Origin of the sequence: Mesorhizobium sp. BE184, assembly GCF_031457045.1 — a bacterium.
Taxonomy (GTDB): Bacteria; Pseudomonadota; Alphaproteobacteria; order Rhizobiales; family Rhizobiaceae; genus Mesorhizobium.
In genome coordinates, this window is the sequence record NZ_JAVDVU010000004.1 from 118592 (window position 1) to 142127 (window position 23536).

The following is a 23536-nucleotide window of genomic DNA, read 5'->3' on the forward strand; positions in this document are numbered from 1 at the left end:
GAGAAAGTCATGTCCAGGGTCATCAGGAACGGCACGATCGTCACAGCCGACCGCAGCTACAAGGCCGATGTGAAGATCGACGGCGGCAGGATCGTCGAGATCGGCCAGAACCTGTCGGGTGATGAGAGTTTCGACGCCAGCGGCTGCTATGTGATGCCGGGCGGCATCGACCCGCACACGCATCTCGAAATGCCGTTCATGGGCACCTATTCGGCCGACGATTTCGAGAGCGGCACGCGCGCCGCGCTGGCCGGCGGCACGACGATGGTGGTGGATTTCTGCCTGCCGGCGCCGCGGCAATCGCTGCTCGAGGCGCTGCAGATGTGGGACAACAAGACGTCCAAGGCGGCCTGCGACTACTCTTTCCACATGGCGGTCACCTGGTGGGACAAGCAGGTCTTCGACGAGATGAAGACTGTGGTCGACAAGGGCATCACCTCGTTCAAGCACTTCATGGCCTACAAGGGCTCGCTGATGGTCAATGACGACGAGATGCTGGCGTCGTTCCAGCGCTGCGCCGAACTGGGCGCGCTGCCGCTCGTCCATGCCGAGAACGGCGACGTGGTCGCGGCCCTGTCGCAGAAGCTGCTCGCCGAAGGCAATAACGGGCCGGAAGGCCACGCCTATTCGCGACCGCCGGAAGTCGAGGGCGAGGCAACCAACCGCGCCATCATGATCGCCGACATGGCCGGCGTGCCGCTCTATGTCGTGCATACATCCTGCGAGCAGAGCCACGAGGCGATCCGCCGGGCGCGGCAGAAGGGGATGCGCGTCTATGGCGAGCCGCTGATCCAGCACCTGACGCTGGATGAAACCGAATATTTCAACAAGGACTGGGACCACGCGGCGCGCCGGGTGATGAGCCCGCCCTTCCGCAACAAGCAGCATCAGGATTCGCTTTGGGCCGGTCTCTCTGCGGGTTCGCTGCAGGTGGTGGCGACGGACCATTGCGCCTTCACCACTCAACAGAAGCGCACCGGCGTCGACGATTTCACAAAGATCCCCAACGGCACTGGCGGGTTGGAGGACAGGCTGCCTGTGTTGTGGACGAAGGGCGTCAACACCGGGCGGCTGACCAAGGAGGAGTTCGTCGCGGTGACCTCCACCAACATCGCCAAGATTCTCAACATGTATCCCAAGAAGGGCGCGGTGGTCGAAGGCGCGGACGCCGACCTGATCGTCTGGGACCCGCAGCGCAGGAAGACGATCTCGGCCAAGGGCCAGCAATCGGTGATCGACTACAACGTCTTCGAGGGTGTCGAAGTCACCGGCCTGCCGCGCTTCGTGTTCACGCGCGGCGAACTGGCGATCCAGGAGAACGAGGTGAAGACGAAGCCCGGCCATGGCGAGTTCGTCGCCCGCCAGCCGCACCAGGCGGTCAACCGGGCGCTGTCGACCTGGAAGGAACTGGTCGCGCCGCGCAAGGTCGAGCGCAGCGGCATCCCGGCGAGCGGGGTTTGACGGTGCGCTATCTGACGGTTCTCGCTGCTGCGCTGTCGCTACTGGTTGCCAGTTCTGCCCTGGCCGCGTCCGTGGACCTGTCCAGGCCGCACGGAAACAAGTCCGGCTGCATCAACAAGGATGGGCAGGAGGTCTATGCCGAGGACATGCTGCTCCTGACCGGCGAGTCCCTTGTCACGATCACAAGCGCCTGCACCTTCACGGCCAAGGAACCGCAAGCCGATGGCTCGCTCAAGGTGGGGGCGGATTGCGAAAGCGAAGGCGAGGAAGGAACCTCGCCGGCGACCTTCGTCATCAAGCAGAGCCCCAAGAACCCAAAAATCCTTGTGATCTCGGACGATACGGGCTTCACCATGGGCGAAGTATCGCTATGCAAGTGACGAGCCCGATGAACAAGGCCGATCCCATGACTGCTGAAATGACCGGTGATTGCCCATGGGCATGGCAGGATAGAAGCCGCCCATGACAACAGCATCGCCAGCCGTGGTTGCGGCAAGCAAGCTCGGCCTCACCTTCCAGACCAATGACGGCCCCGTGCAGGCGCTCGCCGATGTCGATCTCACCATCGGCAAGGGCGAGTTCGTCTCCTTCATCGGCCCGTCCGGCTGCGGCAAGACCACTTTGCTGCGCGTCATCGCCGATCTGGAAAAGCCCACCTCCGGCACGATTTCCGTGAACGGCATGACGCCGGAGCAGGCGCGCGAGGCGCGGGCCTACGGCTATGTGTTCCAGGCGGCGGCGCTGTTTCCCTGGCGCACCATCGACGCCAATGTCGCGCTGCCGCTGGAGATCATGGGGCTGCCCAAGGCCGAGCTGAAAGAGCGCATCCGCCGCACGCTGGAGCTGGTCAACCTTGCCGGTTTCGAGAAGAAATATCCCTGGCAGCTTTCCGGCGGCATGCAGCAGCGCGCCTCGATCGCGCGCGCGCTCGCCTTCGACGCGGACCTTCTTTTGATGGACGAGCCGTTCGGGGCGCTGGACGAGATCGTGCGCGATCACCTCAACGAACAGCTGCTGGAATTGTGGGCGCGCACGAACAAGACGATCTGCTTCGTCACCCATTCGATTCCGGAAGCCGTCTATCTCTCCACCCGCATCGTGGTGATGTCACCGCGGCCGGGCCGGGTGACCGACGTGATCGAATCGACGCTGCCGAAGGAACGCCCGCTGGATATCCGCGAGACGCCGGAGTTTCTGGCCATCGCGGCAAGAGTGCGCGACGGACTCAGGGCAGGGCACAGCTATGAGGACTAGCAATCCCGGTAGCTTGGCCGTGAGGTATTTCCTGACACCATGTCCATCAGCAATATTGTTCGCGGCGTCTTTTTTTCTGGTTTGCCTCTCGTTGGACAAAGCAGCCGGTCAGTCCAATCCGCCGCCGATGATGCAACAGCGAGACGGGGAGTTCACTTCAGCAATTCTCATCACTTCGGATACGGATTGGCTGAAAAAATGGAACACGCCCAGTTCAACTACGCCTCAGTTCAAAACTTCGAGCACCCTTAAATCCGGGGATACGGCTGCGGTTCTGATTTTCTTTTCGGGATTGAATGAAGCAGGCGGTCGTTTGAAACTCATGTGTGAGATCGAAATACGGAAGCCAAATGGCGCCACACAGACGGTGCCCGAAACGGTCTGCTACGATGAGGCTTCTCTGGGGCAGAGAAAAAACGTTTTGATCGCTGACGCACGCATCGAATTCAAGGTGCAGTCCGGTGATCCTGCCGGGTTTTGGGAATTTCGGATCAAACTGCGGGATGCAAACAGCTCAGCGCGTACGACCAGTATAGTCGGCGTTCGAGTTGATACTGAAAGCGGTCGTCCTTGAGAAAATCGATCATCCCCGTCACCAGCATCCTCGCCGGCATCGTCGTCATCTGGTATGTCGGCGTCTTCTTCATGAACGCGCCGTTCCAGCGCGATCTCGACCGCCGGGCCGGCGTCACGTCTTCATTTTCCGAGCTGGTCGCCAAGACCATGTCGCAGCCGAAGCCGACGCTGCCGGCGCCGCATCAGGTGGCGCAGAATTTTTTCGAGAACACATTCCTGCGCAAGATCACCTCGAACCGCAGTCTCGTCTACCACGCCTGGGTGACGCTCTCCTCGACGCTGCTCGGCTTCGCCATGGGCACGGTTCTGGGCATCGTCATCGCGGTCGGCATCGTGCATGTGACGACGCTCGACCGCAGCCTGATGCCGTGGATCATCGCGTCGCAGACGATCCCGATCCTCGCCGTCGCACCGATGATCATCGTGGTGCTGGCCGCGGTCGGCATCACCGGGCTGATCCCAAAGGCGCTGATCTCCACCTATCTGTCGTTCTTCCCGGTGGCCGTCGGCATGGTGAAGGGATTGCGGTCGCCCGAACTGATGAACCTCGACCTGATGCACACCTACAATGCAAGCCGGGCGCAGACTTTCTGGAAATTGCGGGTGCCGGCGTCTGTGCCATATCTGTTCGCCTCCATGAAAGTCGCTGTCGCGGCCAGCCTTGTCGGCGCCATCGTCGGCGAGCTGCCGACGGGCGCGGTGGCGGGCATCGGCGCAAAGCTTCTGGCCGGCGCCTATTACAGCCAGACCATCGATATCTGGTCGGCGCTGGTGGCCGGGTCGGTGGTCGCGGCATTGCTGGTCGTGGTCGTCGGGCTGGCCGGCCGGATTGTCGATCGCGCCATGGGCGGGAGGCCGGTGTGAGATTTTGTATGTCGCGCACCCCCACCCCTAACCCCTCCCCACAAGGGGGAGGGGAACTTGGCGTTCGCGTTTTCCCCTGTTCCTTTTCGCAAAGAGAAGAAGGGGGACTTAGCCACAGCGCATCCTTGTCCCCCTCCCCCCTGTGGGGAGGGGTTAGGGGTGGGGGTGCGCGACATCTATTTTTCGCTGCGAGGTCGGCATGAACTGGCTGAAGCCATCCTGGCAGGCCGGTCTCGCGATCCTTCTCGTCGTGGCCGCCGTCGCGCTGGGCGCCATGACGACAGCCGAGATGGATGCGCTGGCCAATCCGACCGCGACTATTGCCTACCCCTATCTCGGCACGAAGAGCCTGATGCCGGGGCTGGTGGCGCTCGCAGCGATCATCTCCATGCTGCGGCTTTCCGCCTTGTTCGAAGCGCTGGTCCTGCTCGTCGGCGCGCATCTCGCCGCCTGGCTGCTGATCCATGGCATAGGCGGGTTCGAGGGCACGGCGAAAGCGCCGTATTTCATCATCCTCGCCGCCGCATGGCTGCTCGCGTGGCGCTGCGTCGCCGTGCTCTCATCCATGCGCCCGGCCTCGCTGTGGGCGGCGCGGACTCTGCGGGTTCTCGTTCCGACGATCTTCGGCGCCTGGATACTGATCCTCTGGGAGGCGATCACGCGCGGCGCCGGCATCCCGTTCATCCTGCTTCCACCGCCCAGCGCCATCGGCGCGCGCCTCGTCAACTCGCTGCCGGTGCTGGCGGCGGACGTGAACCAGACGATCTTCAAGGCGGTGATCGTCGGCTATGTGCTGGGCTGCGCCGCCGGCTTCATCGTCGCCGTCCTCGCCGACCGGTTCCTCTTCCTGCGGCGCGGGCTGATGCCGATCGGCAACATGGTGTCGGCGCTGCCGATCATCGGCGTCGCGCCGATCATGGTCATGTGGTTCGGCTTTGACTGGCAGTCCAAGGCCGCCGTCGTCATCATCATGACCTTCTTCCCGATGCTGGTGAACACGGTCGCGGGGTTGGCCGCCTCCGGCCACATGGAGCGCGACCTGATGCGCACCTATGCGTCGAACTACTGGCAGACGCTGTGGAAGCTCAGGCTGCCGGCGGCGGCGCCCTTCATCTTCAACGCGCTGAAAATCAATTCGACGCTGGCGCTGATCGGCGCGATCGTCGCCGAATTCTTCGGCACGCCGGTGGTCGGCATGGGATTTCGCATCTCCACCGAGGTCGGCCGCATGAACATCGACATGGTGTGGGCGGAAATCGCTGTTGCGGCGTTCGCAGGTTCGGTCTTCTATGGCGTTATCGCGCTCTGCGAAAGGGCGGCTACGTTCTGGCATCCATCTGTCCGTGGCGGATAGATGCGGATAGGGTATGAACTTCAGGGTTTAACTTCAGAGGGTAACAGATGAAAAAGATAATCATTCCGGTTCTGGCGGGAGCGATGTCGCTGGCCGCCTTCCAGGCGCTGGCCGCCGACAAGGTGACGCTGCAGCTCAAATGGGTCACGCAGGCGCAGTTCGCCGGCTACTATGTGGCCAAGGACAAGGGCTTCTACGAAGAGGAAGGCCTCGACGTCGATATCAAGCCAGGCGGCCCGGACATCGCGCCCGAACAGGTGATCGCCGGCGGCGGCGCTGATGTCATCGTCGACTGGATGGGCGGCGCGCTCGCGGCGCGCGAAAAGGGCGTGCCGCTGGTCAACATCGCCCAGCCGTTCAAGAAGGCCGGCATGGAGCTGGTCTGCCCGAAGGACGGACCGATCAAGACCGAGGCCGATTTCAAGGGCCATACGCTGGGCGTCTGGTTCTTCGGCAACGAATATCCGTTCTACGCCTGGATGAACAAGCTCGGCCTCTCGACCGAAGGCGGCGCCGATGGCGTGACGGTGCTCAAGCAGAGCTTCGACGTGCAGCCGCTGATCCAGAAGCAGGCCGACTGCATTTCGGTCATGACCTACAATGAGTACTGGCAGCTGATGGACGCCGGCTACAAGCCGGAAGATCTGACCGTCTTCAACTACACGGCGATGGGCAACGACCTGCTCGAGGACGGCCTCTATGCGCTCGAGGACAAGCTGAAGGACCCGGCCTTCGAGGAGAAGATGGTGAAGTTCGTCCGCGCCTCGATGAAGGGCTGGAAGTACGCCACCGAGCATTCCGACGAAGCCGCCGAAATCGTCATGGACAATGGCGGCCAGGACGAGAACCACCAGAAACGCATGATGGGCGAGGTGGCCAAGCTGATCGACAATGCCGATGGCAAGCTGATCCCGGAGGCCTATGAGCGGACCGCCAAGGCGTTGCTCGACCAGAAGATCATCACCAAGCAGCCGGAAGGCGCCTACACCACCGCGATCACCGACAAGGCGATCCAGCAGTAGGGGTTACGGACGTTCGTTCGTCGTACATGAAAAGGGGCGGGCAACCGCCCCTTTTTCGTTTCCGGCGGAATCGCTTGCGCCAGCCGTCAAGCGCGACGCAGCTCGTTTTTCTGCTTCGTCGCATAAGGCAGCACGAAGATGTAGAGACCGCTGAACAGCAGCAGGAACAGCGGCGGCAAGGGTGAATAGACGATCCATGCCGGAGGCTGGCCGACAAGCGCCATGGCGACGAAATTGCTGGCGACGGTCGCGGTGAAGATGATGGACACCCACCGGTGAAACTGCCGGATCCCTTTGTTCCAGTTCATGACTGTTCCTTTTTCGATCGATCGGATTCGATGGCGCGCGGTGGCTGAGCGCTATTGCGGCCGCGCGATGACCAGCTCCAGCTTTTCCAGCATCTGCTGCCATCCGGCCTTTGCGCCGCCATAGGCCTGCTTCTGCTCCGGACGGAAGCCCGCCTGCTCGACGCGCAGGCGCGTGCCGGTTGCCGTCGGAGCCAGGATGAACGTCACTACGCTTTTGAGATTGTAGGCAGCGTCCTCATGGGCGAAGTCCCAGCTGTAGGAGAGGCTTTCGTGCGGCTGGAGGGCAAGCACCTCGCAATCCAGCACGCCGCCCCATTCCCCGCGCAGGTTGAAACGGTGCCCGACAGCGGGCTTGAAGTCGTTCTTCATCAGCCATTCCTCCATCAGGTGCGGCTGCGTCAGCGCGCGCCACAGCTTTTCGGGCGGATGCGGGAAATCCCGCTCGACGATGACGGTGCGCGTTTCAGGCAAGGCCTGGTTCATTGATCCATCCTTTTCAGCAGGTTTTCGAGCGCATCGAAGCGGCTTTCCCAGAACCCGGCCATCTGGCTGGTCCAGTCGAGCAGGGGCGCGAGCGCGCCGGGCCGGGGGCTGTAATGGGTCTGCCGGCCTTCATGGCGATCATGGACGAGACCGGCCCGCTTCAGCACCGCGAGATGCTTCGAGACCGCCGGCTGCGAAATGCCGGCCTGCGCGGTCAAGGCCGCGACCGTCTGTTCGCCGTCGTGACACAGCCGTTCGAAGATGGCCCGCCGGCTCGGATCGGCCAGTGTCCTGAAGAGGGTATCGTGGGTGCTGCTCATGATCGTATCAATAACTCTGTGGTTATGATTATTCATATAACCGCGAAGTTATGGATGTCAAGCGCCGGATGGCCGGCGGGTGCTCATCCGCGCCGACCATCGCCAAAAAGTCGGCTGGCTGGCGCCGCTAGCTTCCCTGCCGGATCTGGCTGAGCGTCCGTGTCGGCGTGATCGCCTCGGGGTCGAGCCTCACCTCGACGATCGCCGGCTTGCCGCTGGCTGCGGCGCGTTCGAAGGCGGGCGCGAAGTCTGCGGTCTTTTCCACCGTTTCGCCATGCCCGCCATAGGCGCGGGCGAGCGCTGCGAAATCGGGATTGACGAGGTCGGTGCCGGAGACGCGGCCGGGATATTCCCGCTCCTGATGCATGCGGATGGTGCCGTAGATGCCGTTGTTGACGACGACGACGATGATCGGCAGCCCGTACTGCACGGCGGTGGCGAATTCCTGGCCGTTCATCAGGAAGCAGCCATCGCCGGCGAAGGCGATGACCTGGCGGTCGGGGAACAGCGCCTTGGCGGCGACGGCGGCGGGCGTGCCATAGCCCATCGAGCCCGAGGTCGGCGCCGCCTGCGTGGCGAAGCGGCGGAAGCGGTGGAAGCGATGCAGCCAGGTGGCGTAGTTGCCGGCGCCGTTGGTCAGGATCGCGTCGTCCGGCAGCGTCTCTTCCAGCCATGCCATGATCGGCCCCATCTGCACCGCCCCCGGTCCGGTCCGCGGTGGCGTCGACCAGTCGAGATAGCTGCCGTGCAGTTGCGCGGTCTCGCCGTCCCATGCGGGTGGCGCCTTGGGCGAATGGCCTGCAAACGCCTTCACGAAGGCCGCCGGCGAGGCGTTGATGGCGACCTCCGGCCGGTAGACGCGGCCGAGTTCGCCCGCATCGGCATGGACATGGACCAGCGCCTGGTCCGGGTAGGGGCTTTTCAGCACGGTGTAGTCGGAGGACGGCATCTCGCCGAAGCGGCCGCCGATCAGCAGCACGAGGTCCGACTGCTTTATATAGGCGGCGAGCTTGGGGTTCGGGCCGATGCCGATATCGCCGGCATAGCAGGGGTGCAGATGGTCGAACAGCATCTGCCGGCGGAAGGAGCAGGCGACCGGCAGCGCCCATTCCTCCGCCGCCTTCTCGAAGGCCGACTTGGCCTCGGCGCTCCAGCGCGTGCCGCCAAGGATGGCGACGGGCCGCTCGGCATTTTCCAGCCGCTCGAACAGCGCGTGCATTTCCGCCTCGCCCGGCGAGGTCTCGACCGGCGTGAAGGGCAGGGCGGTCGGCGCTTCCGCCTCGCTCGTCAGCATGTCTTCCGGCAGCGAAACGATAACGGGGCCGGGGCGGCCCGAGGTGGCGACGGCGAAGGCGCGGGTGACGAGTTCGGGGATGCGGGCCGCGTCCTCGATCTCGACCACCCATTTGGCGATGCCGCCGAAGAAGGACTGGTAGTTCACTTCCTGGAAGGCTTCGCGATATTTGGCGTGCGCGGCGATCTGGCCGATGAACAGGATCATCGGCACGGAGTCCTGCATGGCGATGTGGACGCCGGCCGACGCATTGGTGGCGCCGGGGCCGCGGGTGACGAAACAGATGCCGGGGCGGCCGGTCAGCCTGCCCTCGCAATCGGCCATCATGGCGGCGCCGCCTTCCTGGCGGCAGACGATGGTCTTGATGGCGGAATCATGCAGGGCGTCGAGCACGGCGAGGTAGGATTCCCCCGGCACACAGAAGATGCGCTCGACCTTGTTGGCCTCGAGCGCCTCGACGATGAGTTGTCCGCCTGTGCGCATCATGTTGTCTTGCTTTCCGACATTTCCATCATGCCTTGTCCGCCAGTTCCGCCAGAACCTCCGCCGTATGCTCACCCAGCCGGGGCGAAGGACGTTCATAAGTCAGTGGTGTCGCGCTCATCACCATCGGCGCGCGCACCGAGGGCAGGGTGTTGCCGTGGCCGTCGTCGAGGTCGAGGCGCATCCCGCGCGCTTGTGTCTGCGGGTCGTCGAACATCTGGGCAATGGTGTTGATCGGGCTGGCCGGCACGCCGGCTGCCTGCAGCCGGGCCAACAGGCCGTCGCGGTCGAAGGCGGCGAGCGCGGGAAGCATGTGGCCGCGCAGCGCCTCGCGGTTGGCGACGCGCGCGGCATTTGTCTTGAAGGCAGCGTCCGCCGTCAGCCCGTCGAGCCCGACCACGGCACAGAATTTTGCGAACTGGCCGTCATTGCCGACAGCGAGGATGAAATGGCCGTCGCTGACCGGCAGCACCTCGTAGGGTGCGATGTTCGGATGAGCATTGCCCATCTGTACGGGCGACACGCCCGAGACCAGATAGTTCAAATTCTGGTTGGCAAGCACGGAAACCTGGGAGTCGAGCAGCGCCATGTCGATATGCTGGCCTTCGCCGGTGGCCTCGGCATGGCGGAGCGCCGCCTGGATTGCGATGACGGAGTAAAGCCCGGTGAAGATGTCGGTGACGGCAACCCCCACTTTCTGCGGCTCGCCGTTGGCAGCCCCGGTGATCGACATCAGGCCGGACATGCCCTGGACGATGAAATCGTAGCCGGCGCGGGCGGCATAGGGGCCATCCTGCCCGAAGCCGGTGATCGAGCAATAGACCAATTTCGGGTTGATCGCCTTCAGGCTGTCATGGTCGAGACCGTATTTCTTCAGGCCGCCGAGCTTGAAGTTCTCGATCAGCACATCGGCGGAAGCCACGAGTTTCCGAATCTTTTCGGCGCCGTCCGGCGTCGAGAAATCGATGGCCACGGACCGCTTGCCGCGGTTGCAGGCGTGGTAATAGGCGGCCGAAAGGTTCTCGCCGTCATGGCCGGTCACGAAGGGTGGACCCCATTTGCGGGTGTCGTCGCCGCCATCCGGGTTCTCCACCTTGATGACATCGGCGCCGAGATCGGCGAGCAACTGGCCCGCCCACGGACCGGCCAGGATGCGGGCGAGTTCGATGACGCGGACGCCTTTCAGCGGAGGTTCGCTCATGGCTTACCCAGATTGTTCGGACGCTTCAGGCTGTAGCAAGCGCCACCGGCCATGTCACGACACTTGCGCTGTGCCAATCCGCTTGTGCTCTATCACGCCCTCAACCCATGAAACGAAATCCGCCATGACGGCGTCGCGATCCAGATCGTTGAGGCATTCGTGCCGGGCTTCGGGGTCGATCTTCAACGCCAGCCGCGAAAAGCCCATGCGCCGCATGCGGTCATGCAGATGGCGAACGGCCTTGCCGCCGTCAGTGGCGGGGTCCTTGCCGCCGCCCACCAGGAGGACGGGAAGATCGCGCCGTGCTCGGACGAAATTCCGGTCGTCTGCGCCTTGAAAGATCAGGCCGAAGATATCCTGCCACAGCGATACAGACGCCCCCCAGCCGCACAGCGGATCGGCGATGTATTTCTCGACCTCGACCGGATCGCGCGACAGCCAGTCGAACAGGGTGCGATGGCCGGGCACCGCCTTGCCCCAGGCCTCGAAGGTCAGCTTCGGCAGCAGGCGGGAGGGCACGTCCGACCCCAGCCGGAATTTTTCCCAGGCGAGGATGGCCTGCGCCGCCCGCCCGGACAGGCCGGCGGAGACGTTGGCGTTCCAGATGGCGGCTCCATGCAGCCGCGCCGAGTTCTGGAGCATGAAGTTGAGCGCCAGAACGCCGCCGAGCGAATGGCCGAACAGGATGACCGGCAGGCCGGGATGCTCCTGCGCGATCAGATCGTGCACCGCGCCGATATCGCCCAGAGCACTGGCCGCGCCGTCCGGCTGGCCGAACTTGCCGGGCGGCGCATCCGGCGCCTTGGTGTAGCCGTGGCCGCGATGATCGTGGGCGTAGACATGGAAGCCGCGCTCGGCGAGGAAATCGGCGAAGCGCTCATAGCGGGCGGCGTGCTCGGCAAGCCCGTGGTTGATCTGAACGACAGCGCGCGCGGAGCCTTCCGCCTTGCGCCTGTAGAGATTGATCGCCGCGCCTGTCGGCGAAGCCAGCGTCGTTTGTCTGTCGAATGGCATGACTGCTCCCTGAAACGACTGTCGCACAGGCGAGGCAGGGGTCAAGAGACAGACCGATCGTCGATCCCTCGTGCTGAAGCTAATTTCTCGCCTGCGCCGCCTGAGCCTGTGCGCGAGGCTCCGCGCCTTCACCCACCACCCGGTCGCGGCCGGAGGATTTCGCCGCGTAGAGGCGCTGGTCGGCGAGCGCGAAAAGCTTGTCGAGGCTGTCGGCGTCTCCCGAAACGGTCGCCACGCCAACGCTCACCGACACCTCGAGGCCGCCGATCTCCGCTGCCTTGACCGCATGGCGTATCTTTTCGCCCAGCAGGCGCGCTATCGCATGCGGATGGCTGCACAGCACCGCGAATTCCTCGCCGCCGACCCGGAACACCCGGTCGCCCGGCGTGGTGGTTTCCTGCAGCATGGTTGCGATCGCCCGCAACACCCGGTCGCCTTCGGCATGGCCGAAGCGGTCGTTGATCGATTTGAAATGATCCACGTCGATGACCAGAAGGCTGAGCGGCAGCCCGCCGCCACGGCTTTTGGCCACCGCCTGCTGGCCATCGGCGTCGAAGCGGCCGCGGTGCAGGAGGCCGGTCAGCCCGTCGCGCCCGGCATCCTGGACCAGCGCCTCATAGCGCTCGCGATAGGTCAGCGTTTCGAACACGTCCGTCAGCCCGCGCGGTGATGCAAGACGTTCGGTTTCGACATAGCGCAGATAGCCAACCAGCATGGCGCTGAAGACGAGCGCCGCCCCCATTTTCGCCACCCAGCCACCGAGGAAAACCTCCAACGGTGCGCCCGAGACGAAATGCAGCGCGGTGAAGAAACCGGCCTGATCGAAGGTCAACACACAGGCTACCGATACAAGGATGCGGGCGAACAGCGCCTTGCGGAAATAGCGGCCGAGCTTTTCGTAAAGCAGGATGATGAGGATTGCATCGGCGAACAGCAGCGCCGTGCCCCACACCATCAGCCAGCCCATCTCGTCGATGAAGGCGAGATCTGGCATGCGGCCATCCGGCAGGGGCGCAATCTGGTGCTGCCGCAGGATCAGAACCAGCCCGACCATCAGCGCGTTGCCGAGCAAGAGGCCATAGATCGGCTGGCGCACGGTTGCGGCGCCTTCCTTGATATAGAGGAGAAGCAGCATCACCAGCTTGCCCGAGAACAGCACGGCGGAACCGGGGGAAACGATGCCGAAGGGCAGCACGACATAGAAAACGCTGGCGAGATAGGTTTCCAGGAAATGCATGACGCCGATGGCGCACATGAAGACGCCGATGCCGATGCGGCCGCGCGCGCGGAACAGGGCGGTCATGGCGGTGAAGTAGAGAAGCGCTTCGGCCAGGAGCAGGAGGCTGTTCTGCAAGGTTCGATGCCCATATGTCGGAGCCGCACGATAGCGGTTCCTGCACCGGCCAGTTTTGACGCATAAGGGTTAAGCGCGTGTTTCTTCGCGCCCGCAAAGGCAGAAGGGTGGCGAAAGCGATTGCCGTTCGGGCCGGCATCGCCTACATAGCGCGCAACCTCCATCCATTCCGATTTTCATACAGGGATAAGCCAAGCGTGGCACGCCAGTTCATCTATCACATGGCCGGTCTCAACAAGGCCTACGGCACCAAGAAGGTGCTCGAGAACGTCCATCTTTCCTTTTACCCGGACGCCAAGATCGGCATTCTCGGCCCCAACGGAGCCGGCAAGTCGACCATCCTCAAGATCATGGCCGGGATCGACAAGGACTGGAACGGCGAGGCCTGGCTGGCCGAAGGCGCCACCGTCGGCTACCTGGCGCAGGAACCGGCGCTCGATCCGAAAAAGACGGTGTTCGAGAACATCATGGAGGGCGTCGCCAAGAAGACCGCCATCATCGAGCGCTACAACGAGCTGATGATGAACTACTCCGACGAAACGGCGGATGAGTCGGCCAGGCTGCAGGACGACATGGACCGGCTGAACCTGTGGGACCTGGAACAGCAGGTCGAGATGGCGATGGAGGCGCTGGCCTGCCCGCCCAAGGATGCCGACGTGACCAAGCTTTCCGGCGGCGAGCGCCGCCGCGTTGCGCTTTGCAAGCTGCTGCTCGAACAGCCCGACCTGCTGCTGCTCGACGAACCGACCAACCATCTCGACGCCGAGACCACGGCCTGGCTGGAAAAGCACCTGCGCGCCTATCCGGGCGCGGTGATGATCATCACCCACGACCGCTATTTCCTCGACAACGTCACCGGCTGGATCCTCGAGCTCGACCGCGGCCGCGGCATCCCCTACGAGGGCAACTACACCAAATATCTCGAAGCCAAGGCCAAGCGCCTTAAGCAGGAAGGCCGCGAGGACGACGCCCGCCAGCGCGCCATCGGCCGCGAGCGCGAATGGATCCAGTCCAGCCCGAAGGCCCGCCAGACCAAGTCGAAAGCCCGCATCCAGGCGTTCCAGGACCTGCTGGACGCGGCCGACAAGCGGCGTCCGTCGGATACGCAGATCGTCATCCCGCATGGCGAGCGGCTCGGCAATGTGGTGATCGAGGTCTCCGACCTGTCGAAGGGCTTTGGCGAGACGCTGCTGATCGACGACCTCGAATTCAAGCTGCCGCCCGGCGGCATCGTCGGGGTCATCGGCCCCAACGGCGCCGGCAAGACGACGCTGTTTCGCATGATCACCGGCCAGGAAAAGCCGGACGACGGCTCGATCCGTGTCGGCGAGACCGTCAAGCTCGGCTATGTCGACCAGAGCCGCGACGCGCTCGACCCGAACAAGACCGTCTGGGAGGAAATCTCCGGCGGCGCCGAGGTGGTCAAGCTCGGCAAGTTCGAGGCGAACACGCGCGCCTACTGCTCATCGTTCAACTTCCGCGGCCAGGACCAGCAGCAGAAGGTCGGCAATTTGTCCGGCGGCCAGCGCAACCGCGTGCACCTGGCCAAGATGCTGAAGACCGGCGGCAACGTGCTGCTGCTCGACGAGCCGACCAACGATCTCGACACCGAAACGCTGGCGGCGCTGGAAGACGCGCTGGAGAATTTCGGCGGCTGCGCCGTCATCATCAGCCACGACCGCATGTTCCTGGACCGGCTGGCCACCCACATCCTCGCCTTCGAGGGCGACAGCCATGTCGAATGGTTCGAGGGCAATTTCGAGGATTACGAGCAGGACAAGATCCGGCGCCTCGGACCCGAGGCGGTCAACCCGCACCGCATGACGTACAAGCGGCTGACGCGGTAGACCATGGCGCTTGCCGATCAATCAGGAGTGCAACCCATGAGCGATCCGACCGTGGCCGAGGCGACCGAGGCAATCTACGCGGCGCTGCAGGCCGACAATGCCGGCCTCGACGAAGGCATCGCGTCGCTCAAGGCGGCGATGGCGCGCGAGGGCGTCAAGGAAGCGGTGTTCGATCCGGCCCGCCTGGCGCAAAACAACCGCTCCGGCCGCAAGCTCATGCAGGCTTATTTCCGCCAGCGCGGGGTCAAGGTGGCGTTTGAAGGGTAGAGCGTGCGGGGTGGGATAGGTGAGGGGCATCCTAGGTCTGGTCCTTCCCGAGCAATGAAATGAGTCTGCGTTAAGGCCCGCGAACTGGGGGCGTTTTCTTTTAGCTAAGGCCTCCGGTCGCTTGATTAGCCGAGGCATTCCTAGCCTCCTGCCACTGAATCAGGCGCCACGTCCTCGCCCTCGCTTGATTAAGCGGGTTCTGTGCAGCAATCGCCTTGAGGGCATCGGCTGCCCTATTCATAATCGCTATAGCGTTTGCGTTCGGATTGTCGACGGTCACGTAGTCCGTGAGCCCGTCTCGGATCCGCTGAAGCTCATTTTGGGAATGTGCAGTAAGCACTCGGATATATTCCTCGACCGGAAGGCCGGCCAGCTTGGTGGCCTCATCTGAGCCGAATCCAAACTCTTTCAGCCTCATAAACAATTCGTCGTTCGAGAGATCCGGCTTAATGTTGTTCTTAATTGCCGTGACCTTTGCTAGAATATCTTCGGGCAATTCGTGGCCGAAGCGGGCCAGCCGGTCGAGGTCGAACACTCCGGGGTCGTTTTTGTGTGCGTCAGCAAAAGCCGCGAAAGCCTGATCGCTTTCAATCGGGCGCTCAAGACGCCTGAGAAGGTCAACAACCTGCACGACCGTATTGAACATGTAGTGTTTTGCATTGCGCTCCACACAACCGACGAAGCTAGCTACTAGATTATCTGCATTGTCGTCGAAGGAGGCGTGGAACATGTTCCAGACTTTGTCGAGTTCCTCGTTAGCCTCTCCAGCTTCTTCTCTGCCGTGCAATAGGGTGGCATGGGTTGCAACCACCTCAGCATCGAAATGGCCATTGATGACGCCTTGGATGAGAACCTTGTCGAATTCGTCCGTAAACACATAACCGTAACTTCGAAGAACTGGGCCCCATTGCTTTTTAAGGGCTACAAGCCGTGGATCAGGATTTTCGGGGATCGATGAGTACTCGCCGATGGAACTGATGTAGTCTAGCGGTGGAGCTATTTCCGGTTGGTGGTACGCCCACCCAAACAGGACGATTGATTTTACGACCGTATCAAGCACCCCTGGCTTGTAGCTCGTAAGAAGGTCAGCGATGTCCTTAGCGGTTCGGAAAATTTTTTGGATGACCCGGATGTTATCGATACCCAGCTTTATTGCCTGTGCCTTCACCAGATCCTTAACTTTCTTGTCATCGTCCAGCGTGTCCAACGCGATGGCCGCGCTTTCGGACGGCGACGGCGAGAATTTGAGATTGATATCAACGACCTTCTCAAGAAAGGAATCGAAAGCGACGCGATCCTCTAACTGCTCGTCGTTGAGTAGCAAGACAACCTTGCAATTTCGATCTTCTTTCAAATGAGAGATAAGTCCCAGAACGTCGACACTGCGTAAACCCTCCCCTTTTCGTTCGAGGTCATCCAAGCATACAAGACGGTTACGGACAGTAAGGTATAGCAACCCCGCGCCAAAGCTTGAATAACCTTCGCCCGCGACTGCATTGATCAGCCGAGCGCTCAGACCGCCTAGCTGAGGCAGCCCGCTCAGAATACTTTTTAAATCCTTGACGTCGAACTCTTTGCCGATCCGGTCCCGGTTCACGGTCTGATATGTCAACTCACGCTTGACATCCTCCAAGCTATTCTGGCCGAAAAGCGAAACGTAGGCGTATTTTTCAAATGCAAGTCCGCCGCTGGGGGCAGCCGCCTTTTTCAACGCTTCCATCCATGTATAGGTTTTTCCTGTGCCCCAATGACCACGGATACAAAGAACTTCTGCCGCGTCAGATTTGAGAAACTTTTCCATCTGCTGGCGAACACGTTCAACGGACATGAATCTCTCCCGGAGGCATCGTGAACATTTCTTCAAAAGATCTTCTTCGGTGTGCCATGGATTCAAGATTGTTGCCACAGTTGCTGTGCTGTGTGACGATGAATGTGGTCAGCAAAGACGGCCTCCGAGAAGCCTAAGTGACCCTTTGACCGACTGTAGTCAGGTCGCAAGTTACCCTTAGATTTCTCTTCAATCTTAGCCAATCACTCCCTTATCCACCTCCCTCCACCCCGCCCCATAATCCCCTGCCACTGGAGGCGGCGATGGACTGGAGTGCGGACGAGGAGGGCATGAGGGAGCAGTTGATGCGCATCGTCGTGCTGCTGCTTGGCCTCAGCGCCCTTGCCGAGCGCGCGTGCCGCGCTCGGCGCGCCGTCCGCGTTTCGGTGCTGTGTTTTCTGCTGCCGGCGGAGCAGGCCGCGTGGAGCTTGCTCGCAGAGGAAGTCGCGTTGCCGGGCGGCGAAGGCGACGATCCGGCATCGGTGCTGCTGCTTGCGGCGCGCTTCCGGGCGCTTGCCCTTATGCTGGCGTTTCTCGCCTGCGATCTCGGCGGCCGCGACCGCGCCGGCCTCGCGCCGATGGCCGCCGAGGCGGCGGCGCATTTCGCCGGTCGATGCAACGTGAGAGGGCAGGGGTTCGATACGTCCTGACCCGTGAAAATGCGGTTTGGCGCTGTCGGCTCTCGCGGCGCGGTCTTCCATTCTTTTCGACAATCAATGACCAGGGCCGAAGGGCAGCGTGGTAGGGGTGAGGTGCGTCTTTACCCTCTCCCTTGTGGGGAGGGTCGGTGAGCACACGAAACGGACGTGAAGTGTGCGAAACGGGGTGGGGGTGGATGGCGGTGCTGCAGAAGCACTATAACCGCCGCGCACCCCCACCCCGCGTCGCAATTTCCGCATTGGCTTCAATTGCTCCGCGACCTGCCGGGGCGAGCCACGGGTCTCGCCCGCCCTTCGGGCCCCCACAAGGGGGAGGGTGGGCTTCTGCCCGCCTAGCCATTCCTTCATCGGAGTGGCATTCAGGCATCGCCGAAAAATTGCTGACGAGGTTACCCCATGACAAAGCCAGACTGGTCCGCCGCCCAATATCTCAAATTCGAGGATGAGCGCACGCGGCCGGCGCGGGATCTGCTCGCGCAGGTTCCGGTGGCGGAGCCGAAGCGCGTCGTCGATATCGGCTGCGGGCCGGGCAATTCGACCGAGCTGCTGGCCGCGCGCTGGCCGGACGCCAAGGTCAGCGGGCTGGATACCTCGCCCGATATGCTGGACAAGGCGCGCAGGCGGTTGCCGCAGGTTTCGTTCGAGCTGGCCGACGCGGCGTCCTGGGCGCCGGACGAGCCGGTCGACGTCGTCTTCGCCAATGCCGTGTTCCAGTGGCTGCCTGAACATCCTGCCGTGTTCCAGCGGCTGATGGGGCTGCTTTCGCCCGGCGGCGCGCTCGCGGTGCAGATGCCGGACAACATCGCCGAGCCGTCGCACCGGCTGATGCGCGAGGTGGCGGCGGAAGCGCCGTTCACGCAGACGCTGAAAGGCGCGGCGCGCCCGCCGCTGCCCCCGGTGTCGTTCTACTACGATCTGCTGACGCCGCTTTCGGCGCGGGTCGACATCTGGCACACGGCCTACAACCACCCGCTGGCGAATGCCGAGGCCATCGTGGAATGGGTGAAGTCGACCGGGCTGAAGCCGTTCCTCGATCCGCTGGACGAGGCCGGGCGGCACTTGTTCCTGCAGCGCTACACGGCGCGCATCACACAGGCCTATCCGCCTACCGCCGACGGCAAGGTGCTGCTGAAATTTCCGCGGCTGTTCATCGTCGCGGTGCGCGGGGACTGACGGTCGCCGCGCCGGCAGGCCGCGCCGGCCTCAAAAGAATCGCTCGCCCAGCCGCTTAAGCTGGCGTAAACCGGCCCCGTGCAAAGGTGCGGGCGCCCTCGCATCGCCCTTCCCATGAACGTCGCAGGGTTGCGTACGGGACGAATTAGATATGCATCGCGTAGTGATAAGCGGCATCGGCGTCGAAATTCCGCAGGCGTCGATTACCAATGAGGAACTGGTCGCCAGTTTCAACGCCTGGGTCGATGCCGAAAACCCCCGGCGCGCCGCTGCCGGCGAAGCGCCTCTGCAGAAGTCCGACGCCGATTTCATCGTCCATGCTTCCGGCGTGCGCCAGCGCCATGTGGTGGAGCGCGAAGGCATCCTCGATCCGGCGCGCATGGCGCCGCGCATTCCGGCGCGCGCCGACGAGGAATTGTCGCTGCAGGCCGAGTTCGGCATCGCGGCGGCGCGCAAGGCGCTGGCGCATGCCGGCCGTGCGCCGCGGGACATCGACATGGTGATCTGCTCGTCGTCGCATCTGCAGCGGCCCTATCCGGCCATCGCCATCGAGATGCAGCAGGCGCTCGGCACGCAGGGCGCCGGCTTCGACATGGGACTCGGCTGCTCCTCGGCGGCGGCGGCGCTGCATGTGGCGGCCAATCTGGTGCGGGCCGGCGCCCAGAAGCGCGTGCTGGTGGTGGTGCCGGAGATCATTACCGGGCATCTGAATTTCCGCGACCGGCAGACGCATTTCATCTTCGGCGACGCCGCCGTTTCCATGGTGGTCGAGGCGCTGGACGAGGGCGAGACGCGGGCCGGACGTTTCGAGGTGCTGGACACGCGCACCTGGACGCAGATGTCCTCCAACATCCGCACCAATCTCGGCTACCTGACCCGCACGGCGCTGGACGACCCCTACATGATCGGCCTCGAAGGCAACATGATCAAGCAGGTCGGCAACAAGGTGTTCAAGGAAGTCACCGTCGCCGGGCACCGCTTCATCGTCGATTTCCTCGCCGAGCACGGGCTGACGCCGGAGGGCATTCGCCGGTTCTGGCTGCACCAGGCCAATGCGCGGATGAACTCGATGATCCTGAAGCTCGCCTTCGGCCACGACGTCGACCACGACCGCGCGCCGATGGTGCTCGACCGCCTCGGCAATACGGCGGGGGCCGGGTCGATCATCGCGCTGTCGGAAAACCATGCCGACATGAAGCCCGGCGACTTCGGGCTGCTGTGCGCCTTCGGCGCCGGCTACTCGATCGGCGGCGCGCTGCTGCGCATGATGTGACCCATCGACGGCGCTGATGCCGGCTTCAGGCTTTTTGGCTGGACGGTGGCAGCAAGACTCGACATTTTCGCCGTCCAGACAGGATTGCACGATGCTCGATTTGTTCGAAACACCGAATGCGGAACCCGAGATCGTCCCGGTCCGGAAGCTGGCCGCGCGGGTGGCCGGCGTCTATGCGGCGCCGTCCGACCATTTCGAGACGCGGGCAGTCGATGCTCTGGCAGTCGGGTTCGAGGGCATTGCCGGCGACTACCACGCCGGCGTGACGCGCCGATCGGGCGGGCGCGAACCGTGGTATCCGCGCGGCACCGAGATCCGCAACGAGCGCCAGCTTTCGCTGGTGGCGCCCGACGAGCTGGCGCAGGTGGCGCAGACCATGGGCATCGCCGAAATCAAGCCGGAATGGATGGGCGCCAACCTTCTGATCGAAGGCCTGCCGCGGTTCTCGCTGCTGCCGTCGGGCACGCTGCTGTTCTTCAAGAGCGGCGCGACGCTAAAGATCGATGCGCTGAACAACCCCTGCCGCCAGACGGGGCGGCTGGTGGCCGAGCAGGCGCGCATGGCCGACCAGCCGGCCGGCGCGCTCGCCTTCGTCAAGGCGGCAAAGCGACTGCGCGGGCTGGTCGCATGGGTGGAGAAGCCGGGCTTGATCCGGCAGGGCGAGGAGATTTCCGTGCGCGTGCCCGAGCAGTGGATATATCGGGGCTAAAGGCGCTTCAGCCTTCCTCATCGTCGGCATCGAGCAGGCGTGTCGCGCGCCAGCGGGTCAGTGTTTCATTGGTTTGGTCGATGACGAAGAACCGTGCCGAGTCGCGGTCGTAGCCTTCGGCCAGCAGCTTTTCGTAGTCGGTGTAGCCATGCCGCACATGCGCGACGGTCGCCAGCCATACCGCGATCGATGGCGGCAGGGTCTTCATGTGGACGGCGCCGGCATCGGCGCGGATTTTTTCCATGTCCGCATAGGGCGCCATTGGCAGAAGCGCGGTCAAGGCCTTGGCGATCGCGCGGCGGCGGCCGGTCGGCGCGCTCATCGGCGGTCCTGCCGCGCACTGTCCAGCCGCGCCGTTTTCTTGCCGTGCAGCGACATTGGCGATTGCAATGGAGACGAAATCGACATAAACATATCTTTATATCTTTTAGACAAGAAGACCGCCCATGCATGTCTCGCTCGACACGATGGTAGATACATTGAAGGCGGCGGCCGAATCCAGCCGGCTGCGCATTCTGGCGCTTTTGTCGCGCGGGGATCTGACGGTCTCCGACCTGACCGACATTCTCGGCCAGTCGCAGCCGCGCGTCTCGCGCCATCTCAAGCTGTTGATGGAAGCCGGGCTGATCGGCCGCTATCAGGAAGGCTCATGGGCCTTTTTCCGCCTTTCGGATTCCGATGCGGCGCGCGACTTCGTGCTGCGGCTTGTGTCGGGAATCCGCTCCGGCGATGCGCAGGTCGAACGTGACCTGGAGCGGCTTGCGGGCGTCAAGCGCCGGCGGCAGGACCGCGCCGCCGAGTATTTCTCTGAAAATGCAGCCAGCTGGGACCACATCCGCTCGCTGCATGTGCCGGACCGCGCGGTGGAGGCGGCGCTGCTGAAGCTGGTGGGCAAGCGGCCGTTCCAGTCCATGCTCGATCTCGGCACCGGTACGGGGCGCATCCTGGAAATCTTCTCGCCGCTTTACCGGCGCGGCGTCGGCATCGACATGTCGCGAGAAATGCTCGCCGTGGCGCGGGCCAATCTCGACAAGGCGGGCATATCCAACGCGCAGGTACGGCAGGGCGATATTTTTTCGCCGCCCGTGGAGCGCGATTCCTTCGATCTCGTCACCATTCACCAGGTGCTTCATTATCTCGATGATCCAGCCCGGGCCATTCGTGAGGCGGCGCGGCTGCTGCGGCCGGCCGGCCGCCTGGCGATTGTCGATTTCGCGCCGCATGCGCTGGAGTTCCTGCGTGACAAGCATGCGCACCAGCGTCTCGGCTTTTCGGACATCCAGATGGCCGAATGGCTGAACGAGGCCGGTCTCGACCTTGAGGACACGCAGGATTTCGAGCCGCGCGCCGGCACCGAACCGAAACTGACGGTCAAGCTCTGGCTCGGCCGGGACCGGCGGCTGTTGATCGCCGAACCGTCGACCGACGCGCGCGCCGCCAGCAGATCGCCCATGGGGGAAATTGCCTGATGAACCAGTTTCGCTTTTCCCGCCGGCCCGATATCGGCGACAAGATCAGGGTCTCGTTCGAGTTCTTCCCGCCGAAGACCGACGAGATGGAGGCAAGGCTGTGGGATACGGTGACGCGGCTGGAACCGCTGCAGCCGAATTTCGTCTCCGTCACCTATGGCGCCGGCGGCTCGACGCGCGAACGCACGGCACGCACGGTGAAGCGCATCCTGAAGGAAACCAGCCTGACGCCAGCGGCGCACATGACCTGTGTCGACGCCACCCGCGGCGAGGTGGACTCGGTCATCCGCGAATTCGCCGAGATGGGCGTTACCCGCTTCGTGGCGTTGCGCGGCGATCCGTCGGCGGGGGCGGGCGCGGCCTATCAGCCCTATCCCGGCGGTTACGCCAATGGCGCCGAACTGGTCGGCGCGATGCGGGCGATCGGCGATTTCGACGTGTCGGTTTCCGCCTACCCGGAAAAGCATCCGGAAAGCCCGGATTTCGCCACCGATATCGACATGCTGAAGCGCAAGGTCGACAATGGCGCGACACGCGCCGTTACCCAGTTCTTCTTCGACAACGACCTTTACGAGCGCTATGTCGAGCGGGTGCGGCGAGCCGGCATCTACATCCCGATCGTGCCGGGCGTATTGCCGGTGCACAGCTTCAAGCAGGTGGCGAACTTCTCCGCACGGGCCGGCGCGCATGTGCCGGGTTGGCTGGCGGAGCGCTTCGAAGGTCTCGACAACGATGCGCAGACCCATGCGCTGGTGGCCTCAGCCGTCGCTGCCGAGCAGGTCATGGATCTGGTCGAGCGCGGCGTCGGCGACTTCCACTTCTATACGATGAACCGGGCCGATCTGGTTTTCGCCATCTGCCATATGATCGGTATCCGAGCGCAGCAGCCGGCGGATGCCGCAGGCTCGGCAGCGGCGTGACCCCATGCAGAAAGGCCGGGCGATAAACCCGGCCTTTCAAAGATTTTTCACTATGAGGTGCTGGTCTTCCCCCGCTGATGCGGCCTTACGGAAGAACGCCCACAATAAGGGCGCCGATGAAAGCGAACGCAGCACAGATCATCAAAGCGTTAAGTGGCCTCGTAAGTCCCATGCATAGCCTCCTCATCAAAGAGCTATGGCTGGGAGTCTAGGGTCATTTGGCCCACAGACAAGCGGAAAATGTGCTGCATTGCGACAGGACTGTGGAATTTTCTACCCATTCTATAGGCTTAAGGTTTGAAATTGCTGCCGAAATTACGGAGCCGGCGCTGTGCAAAAAATGTGCCGAAACTGCCTTATTCGGGTTTCGGTCTGAGTCCCGACAAGCGGTGTTCAAAATCCC

The 23536-nt window shown here is 63.2% G+C and carries 24 protein-coding genes; 15 read left to right on the forward strand and 9 right to left on the reverse strand.

Annotation, left to right across the window (positions count from 1 at the left end; translation table 11 throughout):
- Nucleotides 1-9 precede the first annotated feature (9 nt).
- From hydA to J2X35_RS18595, 7 genes are all read left to right on the forward strand, one after another.
- Entirely contained in the window at nucleotides 10-1461 is a 1452-nt protein-coding gene (gene hydA, locus J2X35_RS18565) for a dihydropyrimidinase (protein ID WP_310188949.1), read from the forward strand.
- Between the two features lie 2 nt (nucleotides 1462-1463).
- Nucleotides 1464-1841, forward strand: a complete 378-nt coding sequence (locus tag J2X35_RS18570) for a hypothetical protein (RefSeq protein ID WP_310189370.1) — start codon at nucleotides 1464-1466, stop codon at nucleotides 1839-1841.
- Between the two features lie 82 nt (nucleotides 1842-1923).
- Entirely contained in the window at nucleotides 1924-2715 is a 792-nt protein-coding gene (locus J2X35_RS18575; RefSeq protein ID WP_310188950.1) for an ABC transporter ATP-binding protein, read from the forward strand.
- A 91-nt stretch (nucleotides 2716-2806) separates the two neighbouring features.
- A complete protein-coding gene (locus J2X35_RS18580; protein WP_310188952.1) occupies nucleotides 2807-3289 on the forward strand; it encodes a hypothetical protein in 483 nt (160 codons plus the stop codon).
- On the forward strand, nucleotides 3286-4155 hold the full coding sequence (locus tag J2X35_RS18585) for an ABC transporter permease (protein WP_310188954.1): 870 nt from the start codon (nucleotides 3286-3288) through the stop codon (nucleotides 4153-4155). The genes J2X35_RS18580 and J2X35_RS18585 overlap by 4 nt, the downstream gene beginning before the upstream one ends.
- A gap of 199 nt (nucleotides 4156-4354) precedes the next feature.
- A complete protein-coding gene (locus J2X35_RS18590; protein WP_310188956.1) occupies nucleotides 4355-5509 on the forward strand; it encodes an ABC transporter permease in 1155 nt (384 codons plus the stop codon).
- Between the two features lie 47 nt (nucleotides 5510-5556).
- On the forward strand, nucleotides 5557-6531 hold the full coding sequence (locus J2X35_RS18595) for an ABC transporter substrate-binding protein (RefSeq protein WP_056110596.1): 975 nt from the start codon (nucleotides 5557-5559) through the stop codon (nucleotides 6529-6531).
- A gap of 86 nt (nucleotides 6532-6617) precedes the next feature.
- On the opposite strand, the gene J2X35_RS18600 is transcribed toward J2X35_RS18595, so the two are convergent.
- The 7 genes from J2X35_RS18600 to J2X35_RS18630 all read right to left on the reverse strand — a co-directional run bounded on the left by J2X35_RS18600 (nucleotide 6618) and on the right by J2X35_RS18630 (nucleotide 12988).
- Entirely contained in the window at nucleotides 6618-6839 is a 222-nt protein-coding gene (locus tag J2X35_RS18600) for a hypothetical protein (protein WP_310188958.1), read from the reverse strand.
- 51 nt (nucleotides 6840-6890) lie between these two features.
- Nucleotides 6891-7322 carry an SRPBCC domain-containing protein gene (locus J2X35_RS18605; RefSeq protein ID WP_310188959.1) on the reverse strand — a complete coding sequence of 144 codons (432 nt, stop codon included), beginning with the start codon at nucleotides 7320-7322 and terminating at the stop codon, nucleotides 6891-6893.
- A complete protein-coding gene (locus J2X35_RS18610) occupies nucleotides 7319-7642 on the reverse strand; it encodes a metalloregulator ArsR/SmtB family transcription factor (protein ID WP_310188961.1) in 324 nt (107 codons plus the stop codon). The genes J2X35_RS18605 and J2X35_RS18610 overlap by 4 nt, the downstream gene beginning before the upstream one ends.
- A gap of 127 nt (nucleotides 7643-7769) precedes the next feature.
- Complete coding sequence (locus J2X35_RS18615) at nucleotides 7770-9419, reverse strand: thiamine pyrophosphate-binding protein (RefSeq protein ID WP_310189372.1); 1650 nt, start codon at nucleotides 9417-9419, stop codon at nucleotides 7770-7772.
- A 28-nt stretch (nucleotides 9420-9447) separates the two neighbouring features.
- The gene (locus tag J2X35_RS18620; RefSeq protein WP_310188963.1) at nucleotides 9448-10620 is read right to left on the reverse strand and encodes a CaiB/BaiF CoA-transferase family protein; all 1173 of its coding nucleotides are present in this window, start codon (nucleotides 10618-10620) and stop codon (nucleotides 9448-9450) included.
- Nucleotides 10621-10674: 54 nt separating this feature from the next.
- Nucleotides 10675-11634, reverse strand: a complete 960-nt coding sequence (locus J2X35_RS18625) for an alpha/beta hydrolase (RefSeq protein ID WP_310188964.1) — start codon at nucleotides 11632-11634, stop codon at nucleotides 10675-10677.
- Nucleotides 11635-11713: 79 nt separating this feature from the next.
- On the reverse strand, nucleotides 11714-12988 hold the full coding sequence (locus J2X35_RS18630) for a GGDEF domain-containing protein (protein WP_310188965.1): 1275 nt from the start codon (nucleotides 12986-12988) through the stop codon (nucleotides 11714-11716).
- Nucleotides 12989-13185: 197 nt separating this feature from the next.
- On the opposite strand from J2X35_RS18630, the gene ettA reads away from it, so the two are divergent.
- Nucleotides 13186-14835 (forward strand): energy-dependent translational throttle protein EttA, encoded by a 1650-nt coding sequence (ettA, locus tag J2X35_RS18635; RefSeq protein WP_310188966.1) that lies wholly within the window; start codon nucleotides 13186-13188, stop codon nucleotides 14833-14835.
- A gap of 36 nt (nucleotides 14836-14871) precedes the next feature.
- The gene (locus J2X35_RS18640; RefSeq protein ID WP_310188967.1) at nucleotides 14872-15102 is read left to right on the forward strand and encodes a hypothetical protein; all 231 of its coding nucleotides are present in this window, start codon (nucleotides 14872-14874) and stop codon (nucleotides 15100-15102) included.
- A gap of 100 nt (nucleotides 15103-15202) precedes the next feature.
- Here J2X35_RS18640 and J2X35_RS18645 read toward each other — a convergent pair whose 3' ends face one another.
- Nucleotides 15203-16930 (reverse strand): hypothetical protein, encoded by a 1728-nt coding sequence (locus J2X35_RS18645; protein WP_310188968.1) that lies wholly within the window; start codon nucleotides 16928-16930, stop codon nucleotides 15203-15205.
- 263 nt (nucleotides 16931-17193) lie between these two features.
- Here J2X35_RS18645 and J2X35_RS18650 point away from each other — a divergent pair, with 263 nt between their 5' ends.
- The 4 genes from J2X35_RS18650 (at nucleotide 17194) to J2X35_RS18665 (ending at nucleotide 20744) form a co-directional block, all read left to right on the forward strand.
- On the forward strand, nucleotides 17194-17580 hold the full coding sequence (locus J2X35_RS18650) for a hypothetical protein (RefSeq protein ID WP_310188969.1): 387 nt from the start codon (nucleotides 17194-17196) through the stop codon (nucleotides 17578-17580).
- A 405-nt stretch (nucleotides 17581-17985) separates the two neighbouring features.
- The gene (gene tam, locus J2X35_RS18655) at nucleotides 17986-18762 is read left to right on the forward strand and encodes a trans-aconitate 2-methyltransferase (protein ID WP_056110574.1); all 777 of its coding nucleotides are present in this window, start codon (nucleotides 17986-17988) and stop codon (nucleotides 18760-18762) included.
- A 151-nt stretch (nucleotides 18763-18913) separates the two neighbouring features.
- Entirely contained in the window at nucleotides 18914-20035 is a 1122-nt protein-coding gene (locus J2X35_RS18660) for a beta-ketoacyl-ACP synthase III (protein WP_310188972.1), read from the forward strand.
- A gap of 91 nt (nucleotides 20036-20126) precedes the next feature.
- A complete protein-coding gene (locus tag J2X35_RS18665) occupies nucleotides 20127-20744 on the forward strand; it encodes an MOSC domain-containing protein (RefSeq protein ID WP_310188974.1) in 618 nt (205 codons plus the stop codon).
- 7 nt (nucleotides 20745-20751) lie between these two features.
- Here the strand turns inward: J2X35_RS18665 and J2X35_RS18670 are convergent, their stop codons facing one another.
- Nucleotides 20752-21066: a DUF2293 domain-containing protein gene (locus J2X35_RS18670; RefSeq protein WP_056110568.1), complete on the reverse strand. Its 315-nt coding sequence runs from the start codon at nucleotides 21064-21066 to the stop codon at nucleotides 20752-20754.
- A 124-nt stretch (nucleotides 21067-21190) separates the two neighbouring features.
- Between J2X35_RS18670 and J2X35_RS18675 the strand changes: the two genes are divergently transcribed.
- Both J2X35_RS18675 and metF read left to right on the forward strand, forming a co-directional pair.
- The gene (locus J2X35_RS18675) at nucleotides 21191-22213 is read left to right on the forward strand and encodes a metalloregulator ArsR/SmtB family transcription factor (RefSeq protein ID WP_310188976.1); all 1023 of its coding nucleotides are present in this window, start codon (nucleotides 21191-21193) and stop codon (nucleotides 22211-22213) included.
- Nucleotides 22213-23133, forward strand: a complete 921-nt coding sequence (gene metF, locus J2X35_RS18680; RefSeq protein ID WP_056110565.1) for a methylenetetrahydrofolate reductase [NAD(P)H] — start codon at nucleotides 22213-22215, stop codon at nucleotides 23131-23133. Before J2X35_RS18675 ends, metF begins: the two co-directional genes overlap by 1 nt.
- The last annotated feature ends 403 nt before the right edge of the window (nucleotides 23134-23536 follow it).